This is a genomic window from Marinomonas piezotolerans (assembly GCF_003362755.1).
Lineage (GTDB): Bacteria > Pseudomonadota > Gammaproteobacteria > Pseudomonadales > Marinomonadaceae > Marinomonas > Marinomonas piezotolerans.
In genome coordinates this window covers 429,529-446,000 of sequence record NZ_QKRA01000002.1, presented here as the reverse complement: position 1 = coordinate 446,000, position 16,472 = coordinate 429,529, and the positions used below count along the sequence as shown (strand labels likewise).

The 16,472-nt window shown below is 51.2% G+C and carries 17 protein-coding genes and 1 riboswitch; of the genes, 3 read left to right on the top strand and 14 right to left on the bottom strand.

The window, feature by feature from the left end:
* Positions 1-100: 100 nt before the first annotated feature.
* From DN730_RS06070 to DN730_RS06050, 5 genes are all read right to left on the bottom strand, one after another.
* Complete coding sequence (locus tag DN730_RS06070) at positions 101-829, bottom strand: spermidine synthase (RefSeq protein ID WP_115467209.1); 729 nt, start codon at positions 827-829, stop codon at positions 101-103.
* Between the two features lie 97 nt (positions 830-926).
* The gene (locus tag DN730_RS06065; protein WP_115467208.1) at positions 927-2,699 is read right to left on the bottom strand and encodes an ABC transporter permease subunit; all 1,773 of its coding nucleotides are present in this window, start codon (positions 2,697-2,699) and stop codon (positions 927-929) included.
* Positions 2,700-2,714: 15 nt separating this feature from the next.
* Complete coding sequence (locus DN730_RS06060; RefSeq protein ID WP_245957902.1) at positions 2,715-4,247, bottom strand: ABC transporter substrate-binding protein; 1,533 nt, start codon at positions 4,245-4,247, stop codon at positions 2,715-2,717.
* 20 nt (positions 4,248-4,267) lie between these two features.
* Positions 4,268-5,062 carry an ABC transporter ATP-binding protein gene (locus tag DN730_RS06055; protein WP_115467207.1) on the bottom strand — a complete coding sequence of 265 codons (795 nt, stop codon included), beginning with the start codon at positions 5,060-5,062 and terminating at the stop codon, positions 4,268-4,270.
* Positions 5,059-5,898, bottom strand: coding sequence for an ATP-binding cassette domain-containing protein (locus DN730_RS06050; RefSeq protein ID WP_115467206.1), 840 nt, complete (start codon positions 5,896-5,898; stop codon positions 5,059-5,061). The genes DN730_RS06055 and DN730_RS06050 overlap by 4 nt, the downstream gene beginning before the upstream one ends.
* 238 nt (positions 5,899-6,136) lie before the next feature.
* On the opposite strand from DN730_RS06050, the gene DN730_RS06045 reads away from it, so the two are divergent.
* On the top strand, positions 6,137-6,949 hold the full coding sequence (locus DN730_RS06045) for a MurR/RpiR family transcriptional regulator (protein ID WP_115467205.1): 813 nt from the start codon (positions 6,137-6,139) through the stop codon (positions 6,947-6,949).
* Positions 6,950-6,961: 12 nt separating this feature from the next.
* Here the strand turns inward: DN730_RS06045 and DN730_RS06040 are convergent, their stop codons facing one another.
* The 9 genes from DN730_RS06040 to uraH all read right to left on the bottom strand — a co-directional run bounded on the left by DN730_RS06040 (position 6,962) and on the right by uraH (position 14,512).
* On the bottom strand, positions 6,962-7,312 hold the full coding sequence (locus DN730_RS06040) for a DOPA 4,5-dioxygenase family protein (RefSeq protein WP_115467204.1): 351 nt from the start codon (positions 7,310-7,312) through the stop codon (positions 6,962-6,964).
* A gap of 97 nt (positions 7,313-7,409) precedes the next feature.
* Positions 7,410-8,180, bottom strand: a complete 771-nt coding sequence (locus DN730_RS06035; RefSeq protein ID WP_115467203.1) for an ABC transporter ATP-binding protein — start codon at positions 8,178-8,180, stop codon at positions 7,410-7,412.
* Positions 8,177-9,094 carry a FecCD family ABC transporter permease gene (locus tag DN730_RS06030; RefSeq protein WP_115467202.1) on the bottom strand — a complete coding sequence of 306 codons (918 nt, stop codon included), beginning with the start codon at positions 9,092-9,094 and terminating at the stop codon, positions 8,177-8,179. Before DN730_RS06030 ends, DN730_RS06035 begins: the two co-directional genes overlap by 4 nt.
* Positions 9,095-9,164: 70 nt before the next feature.
* Positions 9,165-10,052 (bottom strand): cobalamin-binding protein, encoded by an 888-nt coding sequence (locus tag DN730_RS06025; protein WP_115467201.1) that lies wholly within the window; start codon positions 10,050-10,052, stop codon positions 9,165-9,167.
* A 12-nt stretch (positions 10,053-10,064) separates the two neighbouring features.
* Complete coding sequence (locus DN730_RS06020; protein WP_115467200.1) at positions 10,065-11,891, bottom strand: TonB-dependent receptor domain-containing protein; 1,827 nt, start codon at positions 11,889-11,891, stop codon at positions 10,065-10,067.
* Between the two features lie 72 nt (positions 11,892-11,963).
* Positions 11,964-12,163, bottom strand: a riboswitch (cobalamin riboswitch).
* 78 nt (positions 12,164-12,241) lie between these two features.
* Positions 12,242-13,234, bottom strand: a complete 993-nt coding sequence (locus DN730_RS06015; protein ID WP_115467199.1) for an isopenicillin N synthase family dioxygenase — start codon at positions 13,232-13,234, stop codon at positions 12,242-12,244.
* Positions 13,235-13,321: 87 nt separating this feature from the next.
* A complete protein-coding gene (locus tag DN730_RS06010; protein ID WP_115467198.1) occupies positions 13,322-13,798 on the bottom strand; it encodes a nucleoside deaminase in 477 nt (158 codons plus the stop codon).
* 13 nt (positions 13,799-13,811) lie between these two features.
* Positions 13,812-14,120, bottom strand: a complete 309-nt coding sequence (locus tag DN730_RS06005; RefSeq protein WP_245957901.1) for a hypothetical protein — start codon at positions 14,118-14,120, stop codon at positions 13,812-13,814.
* A 35-nt stretch (positions 14,121-14,155) separates the two neighbouring features.
* Positions 14,156-14,512, bottom strand: coding sequence for a hydroxyisourate hydrolase (gene uraH / locus DN730_RS06000; RefSeq protein WP_115467197.1), 357 nt, complete (start codon positions 14,510-14,512; stop codon positions 14,156-14,158).
* A gap of 133 nt (positions 14,513-14,645) precedes the next feature.
* Between uraH and uraD the strand changes: the two genes are divergently transcribed.
* Together uraD and DN730_RS05990 are read left to right on the top strand one after the other, a co-directional pair.
* Complete coding sequence (gene uraD / locus DN730_RS05995; protein ID WP_115467196.1) at positions 14,646-15,188, top strand: 2-oxo-4-hydroxy-4-carboxy-5-ureidoimidazoline decarboxylase; 543 nt, start codon at positions 14,646-14,648, stop codon at positions 15,186-15,188.
* A 95-nt stretch (positions 15,189-15,283) separates the two neighbouring features.
* Positions 15,284-16,471 carry an amidase gene (locus tag DN730_RS05990; RefSeq protein WP_115467195.1) on the top strand — a complete coding sequence of 396 codons (1,188 nt, stop codon included), beginning with the start codon at positions 15,284-15,286 and terminating at the stop codon, positions 16,469-16,471.
* The last annotated feature ends 1 nt before the right edge of the window (position 16,472 follow it).

The following is a 16,472-nucleotide window of genomic DNA, read 5'->3' as shown; positions in this document are numbered from 1 at the left end:
TTGGCGCGATCCACCATCATCGGATTCAGCACTCGCTAGTCATTCCGCAACATCAGATTTAGCGATATAGAGATCGATGCCCGCGACCTCACCACTGCCCCTAGCGGATGGGACGCTTGCAAACATACACGGAATTAGTCGCGACACCGCCTTGGAAGGGGTTGTCGAAACTTATCAAATGAGATTCGACTGTATCAAAAACCGTGCTCAGCAAGGCAGAGAAGTCGTCTTCCGGTGGGTTCTGCGACCACATGGCAAATACGCCGTCTTCAACCAGTTGCTCTGCCATCAGAGTCAAGTTCGCAGTGGTGTAGAACCCAGCGTTAGCAGGGTTGAGGTATTCCGTTGGCGAGTGGTCAATGTCTAACAAAATCGCATCAAACTTTTTACCCGCATGTTGCGGGTCAAAGCCTGTCTCTGGGGCCGTTGCTAAGTCAAAGAAGCTACCCAGCACATAGCGATTACGAGGGTCCGCGTTGAGTACTTTACCAAGGGGCACCATTTCTTGTTGATGCCAATGAATCACGGTTTCTATCGCGTCCACTACTAGCAGCTCGGCAATGCGTTCATCGGCCAAGGCTGCAACCGCAGTGTAGCCAAGTCCTAAACCACCGACGACAACATTTAGCTTGTCACCTTCTACCTGCGCCAGCCCTAAGGTTGAGAGCGCTTCTTCGGCGTCAACGAACATACTCGACATCAAAAACTCATCGCCCAGCTTTACTTCGTAGATATCACGATCCCCCAAAGCAGGGATGCGTCGCTTACGAAGGGAAATCTCACCTAAAGGCGAGTCTTGGCTATCCAGCTCTTCAAACAGAAGCGACATACATGTGATCCTAAAACGGGTAAATGGCCGACAAGTATACGCGCAATATTACCTTTTCGCTCATCTGGCAGCCGACGTCATAGATCCAATTATCGAGCTAACGGCGGTTACCAAAGGCGCTAGCCGTACTCACCGCCAGTACAGACAGAAGGCCTAACGCTGAAACAGGCGCTATAACGACCCAATAGCTGCGTTCAATATAGGGCAAGCCTTCGGCTAAGATACGGCCCCACTCTGGGCTTGGAGGCATCGCACCTAAGCCTAAGAACCCTAACGATGCCAACGTCAAAGCGATCCCCGGAACGCGTAACATCGCATGGCGTAACAGTGGTTTAATCACCGCAGGAAACACGTAAAAGACATTGCGACGTATCACTCCCACGCCGATTAATGGCAGCATTTGAACATATGGGCGCGCTTTCACTTCAGCGGTGAGTGCTGAAGCATGGGCGGCCAACGGTGCCCAACTGACCAAAATCACAGCAATGGAGGCCCCCACCAGCCCGGGGCCATAGACCGCCGCGACCAATAATCCACTCAAAATCGGTGGCAATGCGTTCGCGACTTCAATGGGCCCTGCCATCAAGCGAGGGAACTGCCCTATAACAAAGCCCAAAAGCAAAGACACCAACGCCACGACGATCGCTAACACACAGGTGTAGAAACTGCCGTGAGCTAAGCGTGCTAACAAATCACGCCCCATCGCATCGGCACCAAACGGTAGCGCCAACGACGGCGCTTGTAAGCGCATAAATTCCACTGAATAAGGATCACGTGTGATGCCAGCGCAGGTCATAACGACCAATAACAGTAAACACATCACGGGAATCAGACGTGTACTTTTAGCCAGAATGACATCCGCTTCTTTTGGAATCGGCATCGCCCCCTGACGCAATGCTTGACCGAGAATCATCGCCTTTAAGACATTCACCAGCATACCAATAAAGAAGGCAAACACGAGCATGAACAACACACCCAGTTGCAAGGATGGCACGTCTTTCGACACCGCCGCCCCAAGCGTGGCACGACCAATGCCAGGGATGGCGAAAATTTTCTCAATGGCCACCACACTGCCCGTCAGTGCCACAATGGTCAGGCCGATCATAGGCAATACCGTGGTCAGAGCCCGGCGAAGCACCGCTAAAACGATGTGCCAACGACTCACGCCGGCGACACTCCACGTGGCGACCCATGCCTCGGTGAAGACTTGTGCGATATTGTCGGACAATAGCCGCCCTAGGTAACCCGCGGTGGGAATCGCTAACGCTAGCGCTGGTAAAACCACATACGAAATGCCTTTCCAACCATACGTCGGCAGCCATCCTAGCCACACCGAGCCGACCAATAACAACATCGAAGCCAAGACAAATTCGGGTAAGGCCGTCAACAGCACCGCAAACGCGCCACTGCTACGATAGGCCTGACCTCGCAGGCCGCGTCGAATGGTTGGGATACACAGTAACAAAGCCAGTACAAACGACACGCCTAAGGTAAACCCCATCAGCGTTAGAGACACCCCTGCCGCGTTCAACATATCGCCTAATATGGGTTTTCCTGAGACCCAAGATATTCCCGCATCGCCATGCAGTAGCCCCTTAAGCCAAGACAACATTAGCGCCATCGGACCTTGGTCTAAGCCTAAGGACTCGCGAATCGCGTTTAATGTCTCGGGGGTCGGGTTTTGCTCTGAATAGCGCGCCCGCAATAATGCCAATGCGGGGTCTTGGCCTGACAGCCAAGGTAGCATTGCCACCACGATGACTATCCCCATAAGGGACAGTAATCGTGAAGACAGAGTAAAGGCCCAAGATCGGTCAAGAGGAAAGGTCTTAACCGCAGCTTGTAACGTCGTTTGTAGTCGAGCTTTCATAGAAGTGCTAAACGCTTATTTCGCTGAGTCAGAAGACACAAGATGAGTTTGCGTTGAAATAATCAAACGCTCGCGGGGATCCGCAATGGCCTCTCTAACACGCTTTGATTCGCCTTGAATCACGCGCTCGTGTAATAGGGGAATGGCCGCATCGCTTGCCAAGATCAAACGTTCCGCTTTCATGATGGCTTTTTGACGCGCTTCACCAGCGGGTAACACAGACGCCGCCTCAATGGCGTCATCGATCGCCGGATCACACAACTGTGCTAGGTTATAAGAACCTTCACAGGTGAAGTCGCTCGACATGTAAGCAACGGGGTCACCGAGATCCAACATGGTGGCACGCGACAAGATAAACAAGTCAAATTTACCTGCCAATGCATCCTGTTCAATTTGCGAGTATTCGCGCACATCTTGCTTGACGGTAAAGCCCGCTTCAGTCAATTGCTGAGCCAAATACACCGCCACTTCAGGGAGTTCAGTTCGGTCGGTATAGGTACCCAATACAATCTCCACGCCCTGGGGATCAGAAGGGGCAACCGGCGCTGCCACGGGTTGACGCAGTTTTGCCGCCCAAGGTAGCGCTGGACCAAGCAAGCCCACACCGATGTCTGCACGAGACTCGTAAACGTTGTCGATCAACTGCTGACGGTCAAGTGCTTCACGCACCGCGGCGCGCATGCCCGCATCCTTCATAACACTGCTGTTCATATTCGCATACAGCGTATTGGTACGCGGCATCGCAACTTCACGAATCATAGACGGATCCAGCAGCGGAGCTTGCGACACTGGAATCGCCTCAACCACATCGGCTTCCCCAGTGCGCAGCGCCGATGCACGCGCGATACCATCTGGCACGAAGCTTACGTCAATGCCCGCCAGTTTGGCGGGTTCGCCCCAATAGCCATCAAATCGATCGACCGTGGCGGTACTTGAGCCATTTAATTTCACCAGACGAAACGGGCCTGTTGCGGTACTTTCTGGGTTGATCGCCCCGTTTTCGCCGTAAGCGCTTGGCGCTAAAATGGTGAGCTGTGGGCTGCTTAAACGTTGCGCCAACAGCGGGTCTGGCTCTTTACTGCTGACGATGACCGCGTTGTCACCATCGGTTTTAACGGTCCAATCCACACCGTCTAGAATGCGCGGTTTAGGCGCAGCGTTCGCCGCCTTATCGAGCGCATTGGCCACGGCGCTTGCATCCATTTTCGTGCCATCGTGGAACATAACGCCTTCTCGTAACGTAATGCGCCAATCATTCGGAGTGATCTGTTCCCACTCGGTCGCCAGTTTAGGTTCTAACGTGCCTTCGGCATTTAAAAATACTAAGGTCTCACCAACGCTCCAACGGGAGAATTTAAAGGCATCATCACTCAATGGCGACAGGCCTGTACGAGGCGTCAACAACATCGCCAGCTTCAAACGGTCGTCTTGAGTTTGAGCCGTGGCATCGGCGCTCTGTGTCACGTCTTCACTTCCGTCAAAACAGCCCGTTAATGCTGTGATAGACAACGCAAGCGCCATCCACGACCAAGTTTTCTTCGGCTTCATGAGAATTTCCTTTGTTTAAGTTAGTTCGATAATAAAGAAGAAGGTTGCCATGCATTGGCATGAACGGTTGGCACCGCCTCAAGAAGGCGTTGGGTATAAATATTGTTCGGTGCTCGCAAGGCATCGGCGGTGGGCTGGTCTTCGATGATGCGCCCTTGCTGCATGACGAGCATGCGGTCACACAACCCTGACACCATGGAAATATCATGGGTGACTACCAACAGCCCCATTTGATTCTCATCACATACCTGCGAAAGCAGAGCCTTGACTTGCTCACGTAAAGGGAGATCCAGGCCACTGGTGGGTTCATCCGCCAGAAGAAATTTAGGTTTGATAATCAGAGCACGGGCTAACGCAACACGCTGGGCTTGCCCCCCCGACAGCTCACTGGCTTTTTGGGCCAGTACTGAATGTGGCAACTCCACTTGCTCTATCGCGCGCTGCAACATGGCCACATCAGGGGTGCCCAGCTTAAGCCGCTTGATGGGTTCAGACAGTAAAGTGGCGACAGTTTGGTGTGGCGGTAAGGCCGTATGCGGATCTTGCGGAATGTACTGCACTAACTTGCGATAATGATTCATCGGGCGCCACGGTGTGATGCGTATCGGCTCGCCTTCGCAATGAATCTGACCTGACTGAGCTTGAATCACACCAAGTATCAATTTGAGTAACGTAGATTTACCACAGCCGGACTCGCCGACTAAACCGATGCGTTCCTTCTGACCGATGTTCAAGCTCAATGAAGGAATGATATCGGATGCACGATCACGACCATAGCGCAGTGTTTCCAACTGTAAAAAAGGCACCTGACTCATGCGTTAACAACCTTTTTTGACGGTAGGGCCATGTCCGAAAAGACTTGTTGAGCCGCCGCGATCAAGCTTTGGGTATAGGGATGTTGTGGCGCACTCAATAACTGCGCTAATGCACCTTGCTCTACGATCTTTCCGTTCTGCATCACGATGGCACGGTCACACAACTGTGCAGCGACACTGATGTCATGGGTGATAAACAGCAACGACAATGGGCTACCGTGTAAGTCTTCAGAGTGGGTGCACACATGATCATCACAACATTGACGCAAAACTTTAATGACTTGCTGCTGACTCAGCACATCCAGTGCGGTGGTCGGTTCATCGGCAACCAATAAGTTTGAGCCACTAAGCAGTGCAAAAGCGATGCACAAACGCTGCCGCTGGCCACCCGACAATTCAGAGGGCAAACGTGCGAGTAAGGACTCAGCGTCTTTCAACTGCATTTGCTGTAACAGCGCTAATAACTCGTCGCGCGATTGAATATTGGTACTCAGCGACAATTGCTTACCCACACTCATCAATGGGTTCAGCGCACTGAACGTATCTTGGAACACCGTTGCCACACGGGCGTGTGCTCGTCGTGCCAAGACCGGCTGTTGCGCCACTGAGATCCCATTCACAAGAATGTCACCCGCCACCTTGATGTAGGGTGCGACCGTGCCATTGATTGCACGGGCCGTCAGAGATTTCCCCGACCCTGACGCGCCAATCAGACACACCCGCTCTCCTTCGTACAACGAAAAGCTGATGTTATCGACCAGCGTTTTCTGGTCTAAAGACAGGGCTAGATTACGCACTTCTAGTACGCATTTTGAGGCTGGGATAACGGAGGACATACTATCAATCAGCTTGCATTTGAATTATGTTATAACATAACAAAATAGATCGAGTTTAGAAAGCATAAAATGCATCAAATATGTGCATTACAATGCGGCCACTAGGACAATGGCTGCTCCCTCCAAGCTTAGATACCACTGAAACAAACGTACCATGAGAAATAATCTCAGTTGGCACACTGTTCGCTTTCGATTACCTTATACTCATACACTGATTGAATAAGGCTGTAACCACACCGTGAAACAAGATGTCCTATCGCTAATCGAGCAAAACTATCCGTCGCTGTCACCCTCGGCACGCACCATCGCCAACTATTTACAGCAACATCCTTTAGCCATCGTTAGCCAAACATCTGCTGAAATCGCGGAGCATACCAATACCTCTAAGGCCACAGTGAGCCGCTTCTTTCGCCAAATAGGGTTTGAGTCGCAACAGGATGCCAAACAAGCGCAGTTAGCTTTAAGAGAGAGTGGAGTGCCTGTTTTGACTCAAGGCAGCACCATCGATCAAACCGCCGAGGAGCTAAATAACCTTTCGCGTACCTTTGAAGGCCTGCGGCCGGAGGTCCTTAACGACATCAGCAAACAGCTTGCCGAAGCCAGCCGCGTTACGCTTATTGGGTTTCGTAATGCCTACCCCATTGCACTTCATTTTCGCCAACAATTGCAGCAAGTACGCGCTTCAATTCGCTTATTACCGCAGCCTGGGCAGACACTCGGGGAAGACTTGCACGACATCATTGATGGCGAAGTCATCGTGCTACTTGGATTTCGTCGCCGTACACGAGCCTTTAAGAAAATCGTGGAGACACTTAAAGGCCGCAATACCATTTTGATCACGGATCCAACAGGCCAAGTCTACAATCAACAAGTCAATAATGTGTTGGTGTGTCATCTCGGCAATGACAGCCCGTTCGACAGTTACGCAGCCCCCATGAGTCTGGTTTCAATGCTGTCTAACCGAGTGTATCGCCATATTGGCAAACAAGCTCAACGTCGCACACAAGCAATCTCTGGGCTTTATGAAGAGCTGGATGAATTAGAGCCGTAGACCGACTCGGCACTATAAGAAGTTTCCTAGATATAAGTCCGCTTCATCACCCAACCAATAGGCATGATCAGTGTGGTCTTTGTAGTCATCGCCCGTAACACCATGTATCAGTATTGATAGACCGTTGCGGTGCTCATCAAGCCATGGCACCACGTCATCAAAAGATTGCTGGCTAAAGACAAGCTGACAACTCCAACGTGTATGAGGGCCGACTAATTTCTGATGGACGCGCCCTACACGTAACCCGAATTTTGCACCGGCCTCATTACAAAGCTGGGTCGCAAATTCGACTGTACTCGCGTCAAAATATACATGGGCATGATAGGCCTTATGTACATTGATGGGTCTTTTCGGTTCGTTCATCACACACTCCGACTATCGAATGATGGGCGCTAAGCCTAATACGTTTCACGATACGGGTCTATGCATTCAACGGCGCTCGGTCGTCCTTTAGTCGTGATTACGTGCTCCGCGGCACAAACACAGAACGCCCTTCAAGCTCTGTCACCGCCAATGGCTGGCGATAAAGTGGCTCTAGATGATCGGTGGTTAATAAAGAAGCCGACTCACCCCAGAGAGGTGGACGGTCTGGATACAGGAGCAACACATGCGTGCACCAACGCGCGGCGAGATTCACGTCATGCAAAGAGGCCACCACACAATCACCTTGTAAGGACTGCTCGGCAAGAATCTCCATTGCTCGCACTTGGTGATTTAAGTCGAGGTGGTTGGTCGGCTCATCAACGAGCCAAACCTTCGGCTGCTGCGCTTTGAGCATGGCTAACGCCACACGTTGGCGCTCCCCGCCTGATAACTCCGTGATTAAACGGTTTTGCAACGCCAGCAGGTCCAAACTCTTCAGGGCATTAAGGACAATAGCGTGATCCTGATCGCTTTCCTTCTGCCAAACACCCAAATGTGGGTGACGCCCAAGCAATACGGTTTCATACACCGTCGCGGGAAAACCGTCTTGATGATCTTGAAACATCACCCCAATACACTGGGCAAGCATGGGTCGAGCGAGCTTTGCTAAGGGCGTCGCGTCCAGTTCAATCCTGCCCGAACGCGGAGCAAGAATACCCGCCAAGGTATGCAGTAACGTGGTTTTTCCCACCCCATTTGGCCCAAGCACTCCCCATAACTGCCCACTGGATAAACTCATGGTCAACGGCGACATCGCACCTTGCTGGGGAATATCCACCACCATACGATCAAGGACTAACTGCGTCATAGTCGCCCCTTACGTAATAAGAGTAAAAATGTCGGGACGCCCAATAGCGCAGTAATCACGCCCACGGGTAACTGTTCTGGGGCAATCACCACGCGCGCGAGCGTGTCGGCTAAGGTTAATAGACAACCACCCGCCAACGCACACGCAGGTAACGTAACGCGCTGATCATTGCCCAATACCATGCGCAGCAAATGTGGAACGACCAGTCCGACAAACCCAACGCTGCCTGCGGTCGTCACCGCAACAGCGGTCAGCAGGCTTGCCAATACAAACACAAGACGCTCTAATCGCTTCACATCCACACCCAATGATGCGGCTTGCAATGCGCCACGTGCCAATACATTTAGACTACGACCCAGTGGCACGATAACCACACACACCGCAATCAGCATACACCAAGGCAAAATGGGGGATCCGGCGTAGGATAAGTCGCCCATCAGCCAATACAACATGCCAGGGAGCTTATGCGGTGGCGCAAGCGCTAAAATCAGGGTAATCAACGCGCCCCAACCCGCAGCGATGACAACACCCGTTAATAACAGTCGCAAAGAAGAACTGGTGCGCCCTGCTTGGCTGATACCAAATACCAGCACCGTTGATACCATTGCCCCCAAAAACGCCGCCCCTGACAGCAACACCCCAGAGATGCCAAGTAAAATGGACACTAAGGCGGCCACCGAAGCGCCACCAGAAATGCCCAATACATAGGGCTCAGCTAAAGGGTTACGTAGCAAAATCTGCATCAATGCCCCAGCAACGGCGAGCAAGCCTCCTGTTGCATAGGCTGCTAAGATGCGTGGTAATCGCAGCTCCATGACTAAGGTGGTGGCCAGAGGCGTCCCCTCGCCCGTTAGCGCCAGCCATACTTCTCGAATAGAGAGCGAAGCGCTGCCTTGCGTCAGGGCAAACAACATGATGACGATAGAAGCGCACACCAACACACTCAGTGAAAACCGCTTAGATGACGGCAAAGACCGAGAGACGCTAGCGGCGAGCACGGGCGATATCCAGTTTGTCACAAAGAATGCGCGCACCCTCGAGCACACGGGGGGTAGGTCGTTGGATCAACGAAGGCGGCACAAAGAACAAGTTACCCTGTGCCGTGGCACGCATTTCAGGAAATGCGCGCCACGCCTGTAGCCAACTCGAATTTTCTTCACCCATGCCCCCTGCAATAATCGCTTCTGGGTTTTGCAATAAGACCGATTCGACGTTCAAACGAGGAATCATCCGCGACGAGTCGGCAAAGACATTCACACCACCACATAAGGCAACAACCTTACTGATGTAATGTTTCCCACTCATACTCATCAACGGCTCATCCCACACTTGATAAAAGGTGCGTACTTTCGGCGCATTTTGATAACGTTCACGTAATTGCTCAATACCCGCCAGAAACGTATCAGCGACGTCATCTGCCACTACTTCTGTGCCAGCAAGCGTACCTATGCGCTTCACTGCGGTAGCGATCTCATCAAACTCATGTGGCTCAATGATAAACACCGTCTGCCCCATTTTCTCCAACAGATCAATTTGCTCAGGTGGATTGCCCGTGCGCCATGCCAGAACTAAATCTGGCTGTAAGCTGACAAGACGCTCCATATCAATACGGGTATGGCTGCCCACTGAGGTGATCTGCTTCGCTTGCGGCGGATAATCACTGTACGACACAACCGCGACGACTTTGCTGCCTGCGCCTGCGGCAAAAGCTAACTCCGTTGCGCCAGGCGATAACGTCGCAATACGCTGCGCAGGCTTATCCATGCAAACCGTTCGCTGTCGATCATCCACCACACATTGCTGCGCCATCACTGACTTAGCAGAGCAGAGCGTCAGTGTCGTCAACAAGAGCGTTTTCAAAGCCGTGCGCATCGTGTTGATTCCTTAAAGCGCTGTGTATTGGATCGTTAAGAACGCGCCAACACCCGGGTTTTGGTAATACCAGCCACTGAAATTTCGAGTCGTGACATAGTCTTTATCCAACGCATTTTTCACGGTGAACTTAGCTTCCCAATCTTCGGCAAACTCATAATGAGCACGCAGGTTAAGTAACGCATAGCCCGGTAAACGGCGAGTATTGGCTTTATCATCGTAACGTTCGCCATAGCCAATCACAGAGAAGCCTAAACCGCCATTCTCGATAGCACGGTCCACATCAATTCGAGCGCTTTTCTCTGCACGGCGGCGTAAACGCTTACCAGAATCCAGATCCTTCGCATCCAAGAAAGACAAAGCGGTTTGTACGCGCCATTGATCCCAATCGAAGCCAGAACTTAACTCCACCCCTTGCATGCGCGCTACTGCGACATTGCTCACGGAGGTCGACGAGGCATCAATTAGGTTTTTGTATTCTGTCTGATACACGGCGGCATCCCAGAAAAACTGAGAGTAGGTAGCATTAATGCCTAACTCGACCGTTTCCGACTCACCCGGTTTCAGGTTTTCATTACCAAAGCCAGGCCAATAGAGATCGTTGAAGCTGGGCACACGGAATGCCGTGCCGTAGCTGGCGCGAAGCTGGTGTGCCTCATCCAACGCATACCCTAACGCGATTCCACCCGTGGTACTCGAACCATAGCGTTCATGATCGTCTTGACGAATATTCAACTGCGCACTAAAAGGATAGAAATCGAATAACGCTTGTGCAAAGCCCGCTGTATTACGCTGATCAGCGACGTCATACACTGCGGATCCCGTGTAACCATCTAGCGATGTATCTGAGATTTCAGCACCAAGAATGTATTCATGATCACCAGCCCAAAAAATGTTTTCCCATCGTGCGCGCTGAATTTTGGTGTTGTAATGGGAACCACGGACGTCCGCATCCGATTCATCACGCGCCTCACTTAACGTAAGTTTTGTCTCGCCCAAGTCGGCCAATGGAACGCCTAATGTCGCGCCCACGACCCCGACGCGAAAGTCGCCTTCATCACCCACATATTCAGTGTGGCCAGTACTGTTCGCGATAACACCTGACACATAAGCACCGCTGTCAAATTCATGCTTAAGCTTTGCGAGCAAGCTCTGGCGCTCTAGTCCTTTGTTACCGTCATCAGGCTTAATCTCTACGCCATCTGTTTTAAGCGCATCAAGAGCCAAAACATAAGATGTGCCGTTTGCACCGCCGTCTACCGTTACGCCTAATATTTGTGTATTAAACGAGCCACCGCCCGCTTCCAATACAACGCGCGGATCACCGTAACGGTCTTCAGAAAATGCCTGTACAACACCGCCAGATACGCCAGCGCCATAAAGGGTCGCACGCGGGCCACGCAGGATTTCAATACGATTTAGCAAAGAGGGCGACACAACCCCCCATGATGCGCCACCACTGGACGCCGAATACAAAGGAATACCGTCGATCATCAGCAATGTGGATTCGTTGTCATTACCACGGACGTAGACGCTGGTAGTTTTGCCGTAGCCGCCGTTTGTGGCGAGATCGATCCCCGGTTGCCCTGCGAGTAACTCGGTTAATTCTTGAGGTTGCTGCTTTTCGATCTCTTCAGCATCAATGACGGTTGTTGACGCTAGCGAATCAGAAGCCGCTACCGGCGTAGAGGTGCCCGTGACGACGATCGGTAAAACAAAACTGGTGGTTGAAGACGTCTCATTGTCATCAGCGTAAGCGATGCTAGCAATGGACGAAAGAATACTGAGCGTTATCGCCGATTTGGCAAACGCTGGAAGTGCATTGAGTGATTGAGTCATGATGTGTTCTGCATTAACACTGCGCACGCCCGCACAGTGATGGATACTCGCTTAGACCGTCTTCGTCGACGGAAAAGCCCCTAACTATAGGCAGGTCTCCGGACTGACAAGCAGCATATGCTCACACTATCACCTTCCCATGACACATCTGGACACAGTGGTAAACGATAGTGCTTAACTTGATAACCGTTGCGGGGGCAGCGCTCGATTTTCACAAGCTTCCCTTTTTCATGCCGAGGCGTACCTCGGCAACCTATAATTGCGGTGTACCTTACCACAAACCATCATGCTTATTAATGAAAGGGACTCATCAAAAGGCGTAAAATATGCATTTCGCAACGCATCCCTTACTAACGATCTGCTTTCGCAAAGTTCGCTTGTATCCGCTGATTCAAAAAATCTTGCGCAGAGATGGGCTGGTAGCGTTTGTTCGGCCCTTGGATGATTTGTGTTTTGTTGGCTTGGCAAAAGAACGCCACCGAATATCGACTACCACAGTATTCGTCTACTCTAGGCAACCGCACGCGGTGCAGATTAGAGTTCAGCTGATCGTCGCTCCATCGCATCAACATATCACCGATATTACACGTAATGACGTCCGCAAGCGGCGGGATATTTGTCCAACGTTTCGTGTCCGCTTCCTTCCCAGGACACACCTGTAAACCACCATGCCCAGCGTGCTGTAACAACAAGGTTAAACAATCAAAATCGGTATGCGCGCCCGCACGCCAAATGTCGCCTTGCTCCGTCACGCCTTGGGTTGGGAAATAGTGCAGTAAGCGTAACGTAGATTGGTAATCGCTCTGTTTGGGGTCGTGTGCTTTAGTAAAGAAGTCTCGCTCAAACCCAAGCTTGTCTGCGAAACAGGACAACACCTTCATCCCGACTTCCCAACATTGCTGTTCAAAACGCATCACATTGGCTTGGAAATCAGGCAGCTCAGCTTCGCTCGGCCATAGGTCATCCATATGATACTGCGTAATTTGGTAGGACTCTTTCTCATCGGCTGTGCCCGTAGAAGGGCGGATTTGACTGCGTGATTCCCACCCTGCATTCACGCCTTTTGGCCGTGGATATTGGGCTTTCACGTCGTTCGGCAATGTAAAAAATCGATTAGCTTCTTTAAACGCCGCATCGACTTCCGACTGGGGAATACCGTGATTTTTCAACTGAAAAAAGCCGATCTCGGTCGCAGCACACCACAACTCATCGGCGATTTCCTCACGCCGTTGTTCAAAGTTAGTTAAGTCAATGATCGGAACTTGGCGATCATCCGCGTCAACACCCGCGCCGCCAAAGGTTGTTTCACGTTGTAGCTCTTCCAGAGAATAGGATTGAGTCATAGCAATCTCCTAAAGTTTCTGGAGCAATGACCTGGCTAAGCGCCTGACTGCTTCTACTCCTTCGGTTCAAAATAAACGGTGTGGGGCTTACCAAACACCTTCATGTAGCGCGGCGGCCTCGTCTTCTAAACAGGGGCCGACCACCTCTACTTTTCGCTGCCCTGCATCAAACACTGCGCGACAGGGCAAATCAAGCGTGGGGTTTTCTGGGTGATTACCGGTAATGGTTTTTAAGCGCGCTTCGCTCAGACCATATACAACACGACCGAGACCCGCCCAATACGCAGCGCCCGCGCACATGGCACAAGGCTCTGCTGAGACGTACATAGTGCAGGTTGCCAGAAACTCTGGTCGATATGCTTTGCTGGCGCGTGTCATCAGCTTGCGTTCGGCGTGACCCGTCATATCCAAATCAGGCAAATAGCCATTTACTTGAGACATTAAGCATTGCCCTTCTGCATCCACAAGCATCGCCGCAAACGGATGGATACCTTGTTGTTTCGCCTCATCTGCTAGAGCAAAGCTTTGGCGCAACAAAGCCGTGTCGTTTTCATCTAAGCTCATGTCATGTCTCTTATTAATGTTTCTTCTTCGGCAGGCTCCAAGGGAACCACCACGCCTGTACCCATTGCACGGATTTGAACAACAGCAAACTAATCGCCGCCAAAAAGATCAACCCTGCAAACGCTTGCGGAATTTTAAAGAAAGACGTCGAAAATTGAATGAAGTAGCCTAACCCTTCTTCCGCTGCGACAAACTCAGCCACCACCGCACCGATAATGGCAAGCGTGAAAAACAATTGTTTCTTGAGATTTCCATGTGAAACAATGCCTTCAGCGACTTGCCGAGGTAACCACCGCCATGACGTGCCCTGCCAACGCACCAAAAAAACGCAATCAGCACAACAATGACGCGTTTAAATTAGCTACCGCGATAAGTACTGTAAGAATAGGGCGTCACCAGTAGCGGTACATGATAGTGGCTACCTTCGTCGGCGATGCCAAAGCGCAGAACCACAACGTCTAAAAAGCGCGGCTCGGATAACGGAACGCCGTTTGCAGCGAAGTAATCGCCAACGGCGAACTCAAGTTCATATTGACCTGCAATGAAGTCTGCTCCTGATAGCAGCGGCGCATCACATCGACCATCCTCATTGGAGACTGTCGTGTGCAGCAGCGACCGCGAGCCATCAGCATGGACGCGAGTCAACTGAATGGAGACGCCAGCGGCAGCTAAACCACGTGTCGTATCGAGAATATGTGTCGTTAAATTTCCCATGCTGGATCCTAACGTTTTACAGTGAATGAATACGGCCGTACGAATAAACAAAGCACTTCATCAACACGACCATGATCAAGGCCAAAACAAGAAACATGCCATACGGATGGCTATTATCACTAGGAGTTGAACAATGAATACGGCTACAAAACCCCTACTTTACTTAGAAAAAGAGCACTTCATCAAAAGCTTGCAAGACATCTACGAACACTCGCAATGGGTTGCCGAAGCGCTGTTTATACAGAAAGAATCGCTCAAGGCCGATACCACACCATTGCACGATCTCATCCAAAACACCATGCAGCACATCGTCAATGCGGCGTCAGACGAAACGAAATTGGCACTCTTGCAGGCCCACCCAGATCTTGCAGGCAAAGCTGCGCTCGCTGGAGAACTCACCCACGCCAGCACCAATGAGCAAGCTGGAGCGGGCTTGGATCAGTGCTCTGAGCAAGAGCTGGCGGAATTCACACAACTCAACGATCAATACCGAGCCAAGTTTGGCTTCCCATTCATCATGGCGGTCAAAGGTGCGACGAAAGAGCAGATCTTGGCAGGGTTTAGATCACGTTTACCCAATGACCGAGACACAGAATTCGAACGAGCGTTAGCCGAAGTTCATAAAATTGCAGGCTTTCGTTTGAACGAATTTCCCGACCATTTTTGGCAGCGCTAAACCGACGCTGAGCAAAATTTATCGTACTGTGAAGTTTGTTTCAGTTGACAATTTTTAGAAACAAATGTTTCATACGTAATAGAACAGGAGTGCCTATGAAACATTTCACCGTCCAGCAACCGTTTTTATCACTGCCACCAAGCAGCCCAATCTGCGCACCCAACCCTAGCGATGACCAGCCATTGCAAGGCCTGCGGTTAGCAGTGAAAGATTTGTTTCATATCGCAGGACTTCCGACGACGGCAGGAAATCCAACGTGGCTAGCCACCCATGATATCCCGACTCAAACCGCATCAAGTGTGTTGGCGCTGCTGAATGCTGGCGCTGAATTTGTTGGTAAAACCATCACCGATGAGTTGGCCTACAGTCTCAATGGGCAAAATATTCATTACGGCACCCCACAAAATCCGATTACGCCTGAGCGTCTGCCGGGAGGCTCTTCGTCGGGTTCCGCTGTTGCCGTCGCAGCACACTTAGCGGACATTGGTTTGGGTACCGATACGGGCGGATCAATACGTGTGCCGTCCAGCTACAATGGCCTGTTCGGATTGCGACCGACTCACGGTGTCATTGTGACGGACCAATTAGTGGGATTAGCTCCCGATTTTGACACCATTGGTGTCATGACGCGCTCACTAGACGAGCTTGAACAATGCGCTCGTGTACTGCTACCTGATGCCATAACCAATACGTCACTAACACAACCTAACATACTGATTGCTCATTCATTAATTGATCAAGTAGAGCATGCAAAACACCTTAACGAGCAACTTTCGATCTGGGTGTCTGAAGGCAAGCTAAACTCTCCGCAACCTTTGGAAATCAACGCTGCAACTTGGAAAACGGGCGCAACCTTTCGGACATTACAAGGGGCTCAGATATGGCAGGAGCATGGCAAATGGATAACATTGAATTCACCCGATTTTGCACCCGATATCGATAGCCGCTTTCGCTGGACCGAATCCATTACCCATGATGAGATCAACCAAGCCATTGCGCAGCAAGCCGAGTTTCGCGCATGGATGGACAAAACCCTAGCGGGATCGATCTTGATACTGCCCACCACACCTGGACGAGCACCGTTGTTGAATACGCCTGACGAAAGCTTGGCAGATTACCGCAACCAATTATTAGAACTAACGGCCATCGCAGGCCTATGTGGCCTGCCCCAATTGCATCTTCCGGTTTGCCAGATTGATGGTGCACCCTGCGGCGTCTCTTTGATTGGCCCTCGGAATAGTGACCTTGAATTGATTGCGTTTGCGCAACATTTAATGGAGTAAA

Bases quoted from the DNA above. Each gene is read 5' to 3' on its own strand.
- DN730_RS05990 (WP_115467195.1), top strand. From the start codon at position 15,284: ATGAAACATTTCACCGTCCAGCAACCGTTTTTATCACTGCCACCAAGC.
- uraD (WP_115467196.1), top strand. From the start codon at position 14,646: ATGAATACGGCTACAAAACCCCTACTTTACTTAGAAAAAGAGCACTTC.
- uraH (WP_115467197.1), bottom strand. From the start codon at position 14,512: ATGGGAAATTTAACGACACATATTCTCGATACGACACGTGGTTTAGCT.
- DN730_RS06030 (WP_115467202.1), bottom strand. From the start codon at position 9,094: ATGTTGTTTGCCCTGACGCAAGGCAGCGCTTCGCTCTCTATTCGAGAA.
- DN730_RS06010 (WP_115467198.1), bottom strand. From the start codon at position 13,798: ATGAGCTTAGATGAAAACGACACGGCTTTGTTGCGCCAAAGCTTTGCT.
- DN730_RS06015 (WP_115467199.1), bottom strand. From the start codon at position 13,234: ATGACTCAATCCTATTCTCTGGAAGAGCTACAACGTGAAACAACCTTT.
- DN730_RS06025 (WP_115467201.1), bottom strand. From the start codon at position 10,052: ATGCGCACGGCTTTGAAAACGCTCTTGTTGACGACACTGACGCTCTGC.
- DN730_RS06060 (WP_245957902.1), bottom strand. From the start codon at position 4,247: ATGAAGCCGAAGAAAACTTGGTCGTGGATGGCGCTTGCGTTGTCTATC.
- DN730_RS06040 (WP_115467204.1), bottom strand. From the start codon at position 7,312: ATGAACGAACCGAAAAGACCCATCAATGTACATAAGGCCTATCATGCC.
- DN730_RS06050 (WP_115467206.1), bottom strand. From the start codon at position 5,898: ATGTCCTCCGTTATCCCAGCCTCAAAATGCGTACTAGAAGTGCGTAAT.
- DN730_RS06055 (WP_115467207.1), bottom strand. From the start codon at position 5,062: ATGAGTCAGGTGCCTTTTTTACAGTTGGAAACACTGCGCTATGGTCGT.
- DN730_RS06065 (WP_115467208.1), bottom strand. From the start codon at position 2,699: ATGAAAGCTCGACTACAAACGACGTTACAAGCTGCGGTTAAGACCTTT.
- DN730_RS06020 (WP_115467200.1), bottom strand. From the start codon at position 11,891: ATGACTCAATCACTCAATGCACTTCCAGCGTTTGCCAAATCGGCGATA.
- DN730_RS06035 (WP_115467203.1), bottom strand. From the start codon at position 8,180: ATGACGCAGTTAGTCCTTGATCGTATGGTGGTGGATATTCCCCAGCAA.
- DN730_RS06070 (WP_115467209.1), bottom strand. From the start codon at position 829: ATGTCGCTTCTGTTTGAAGAGCTGGATAGCCAAGACTCGCCTTTAGGT.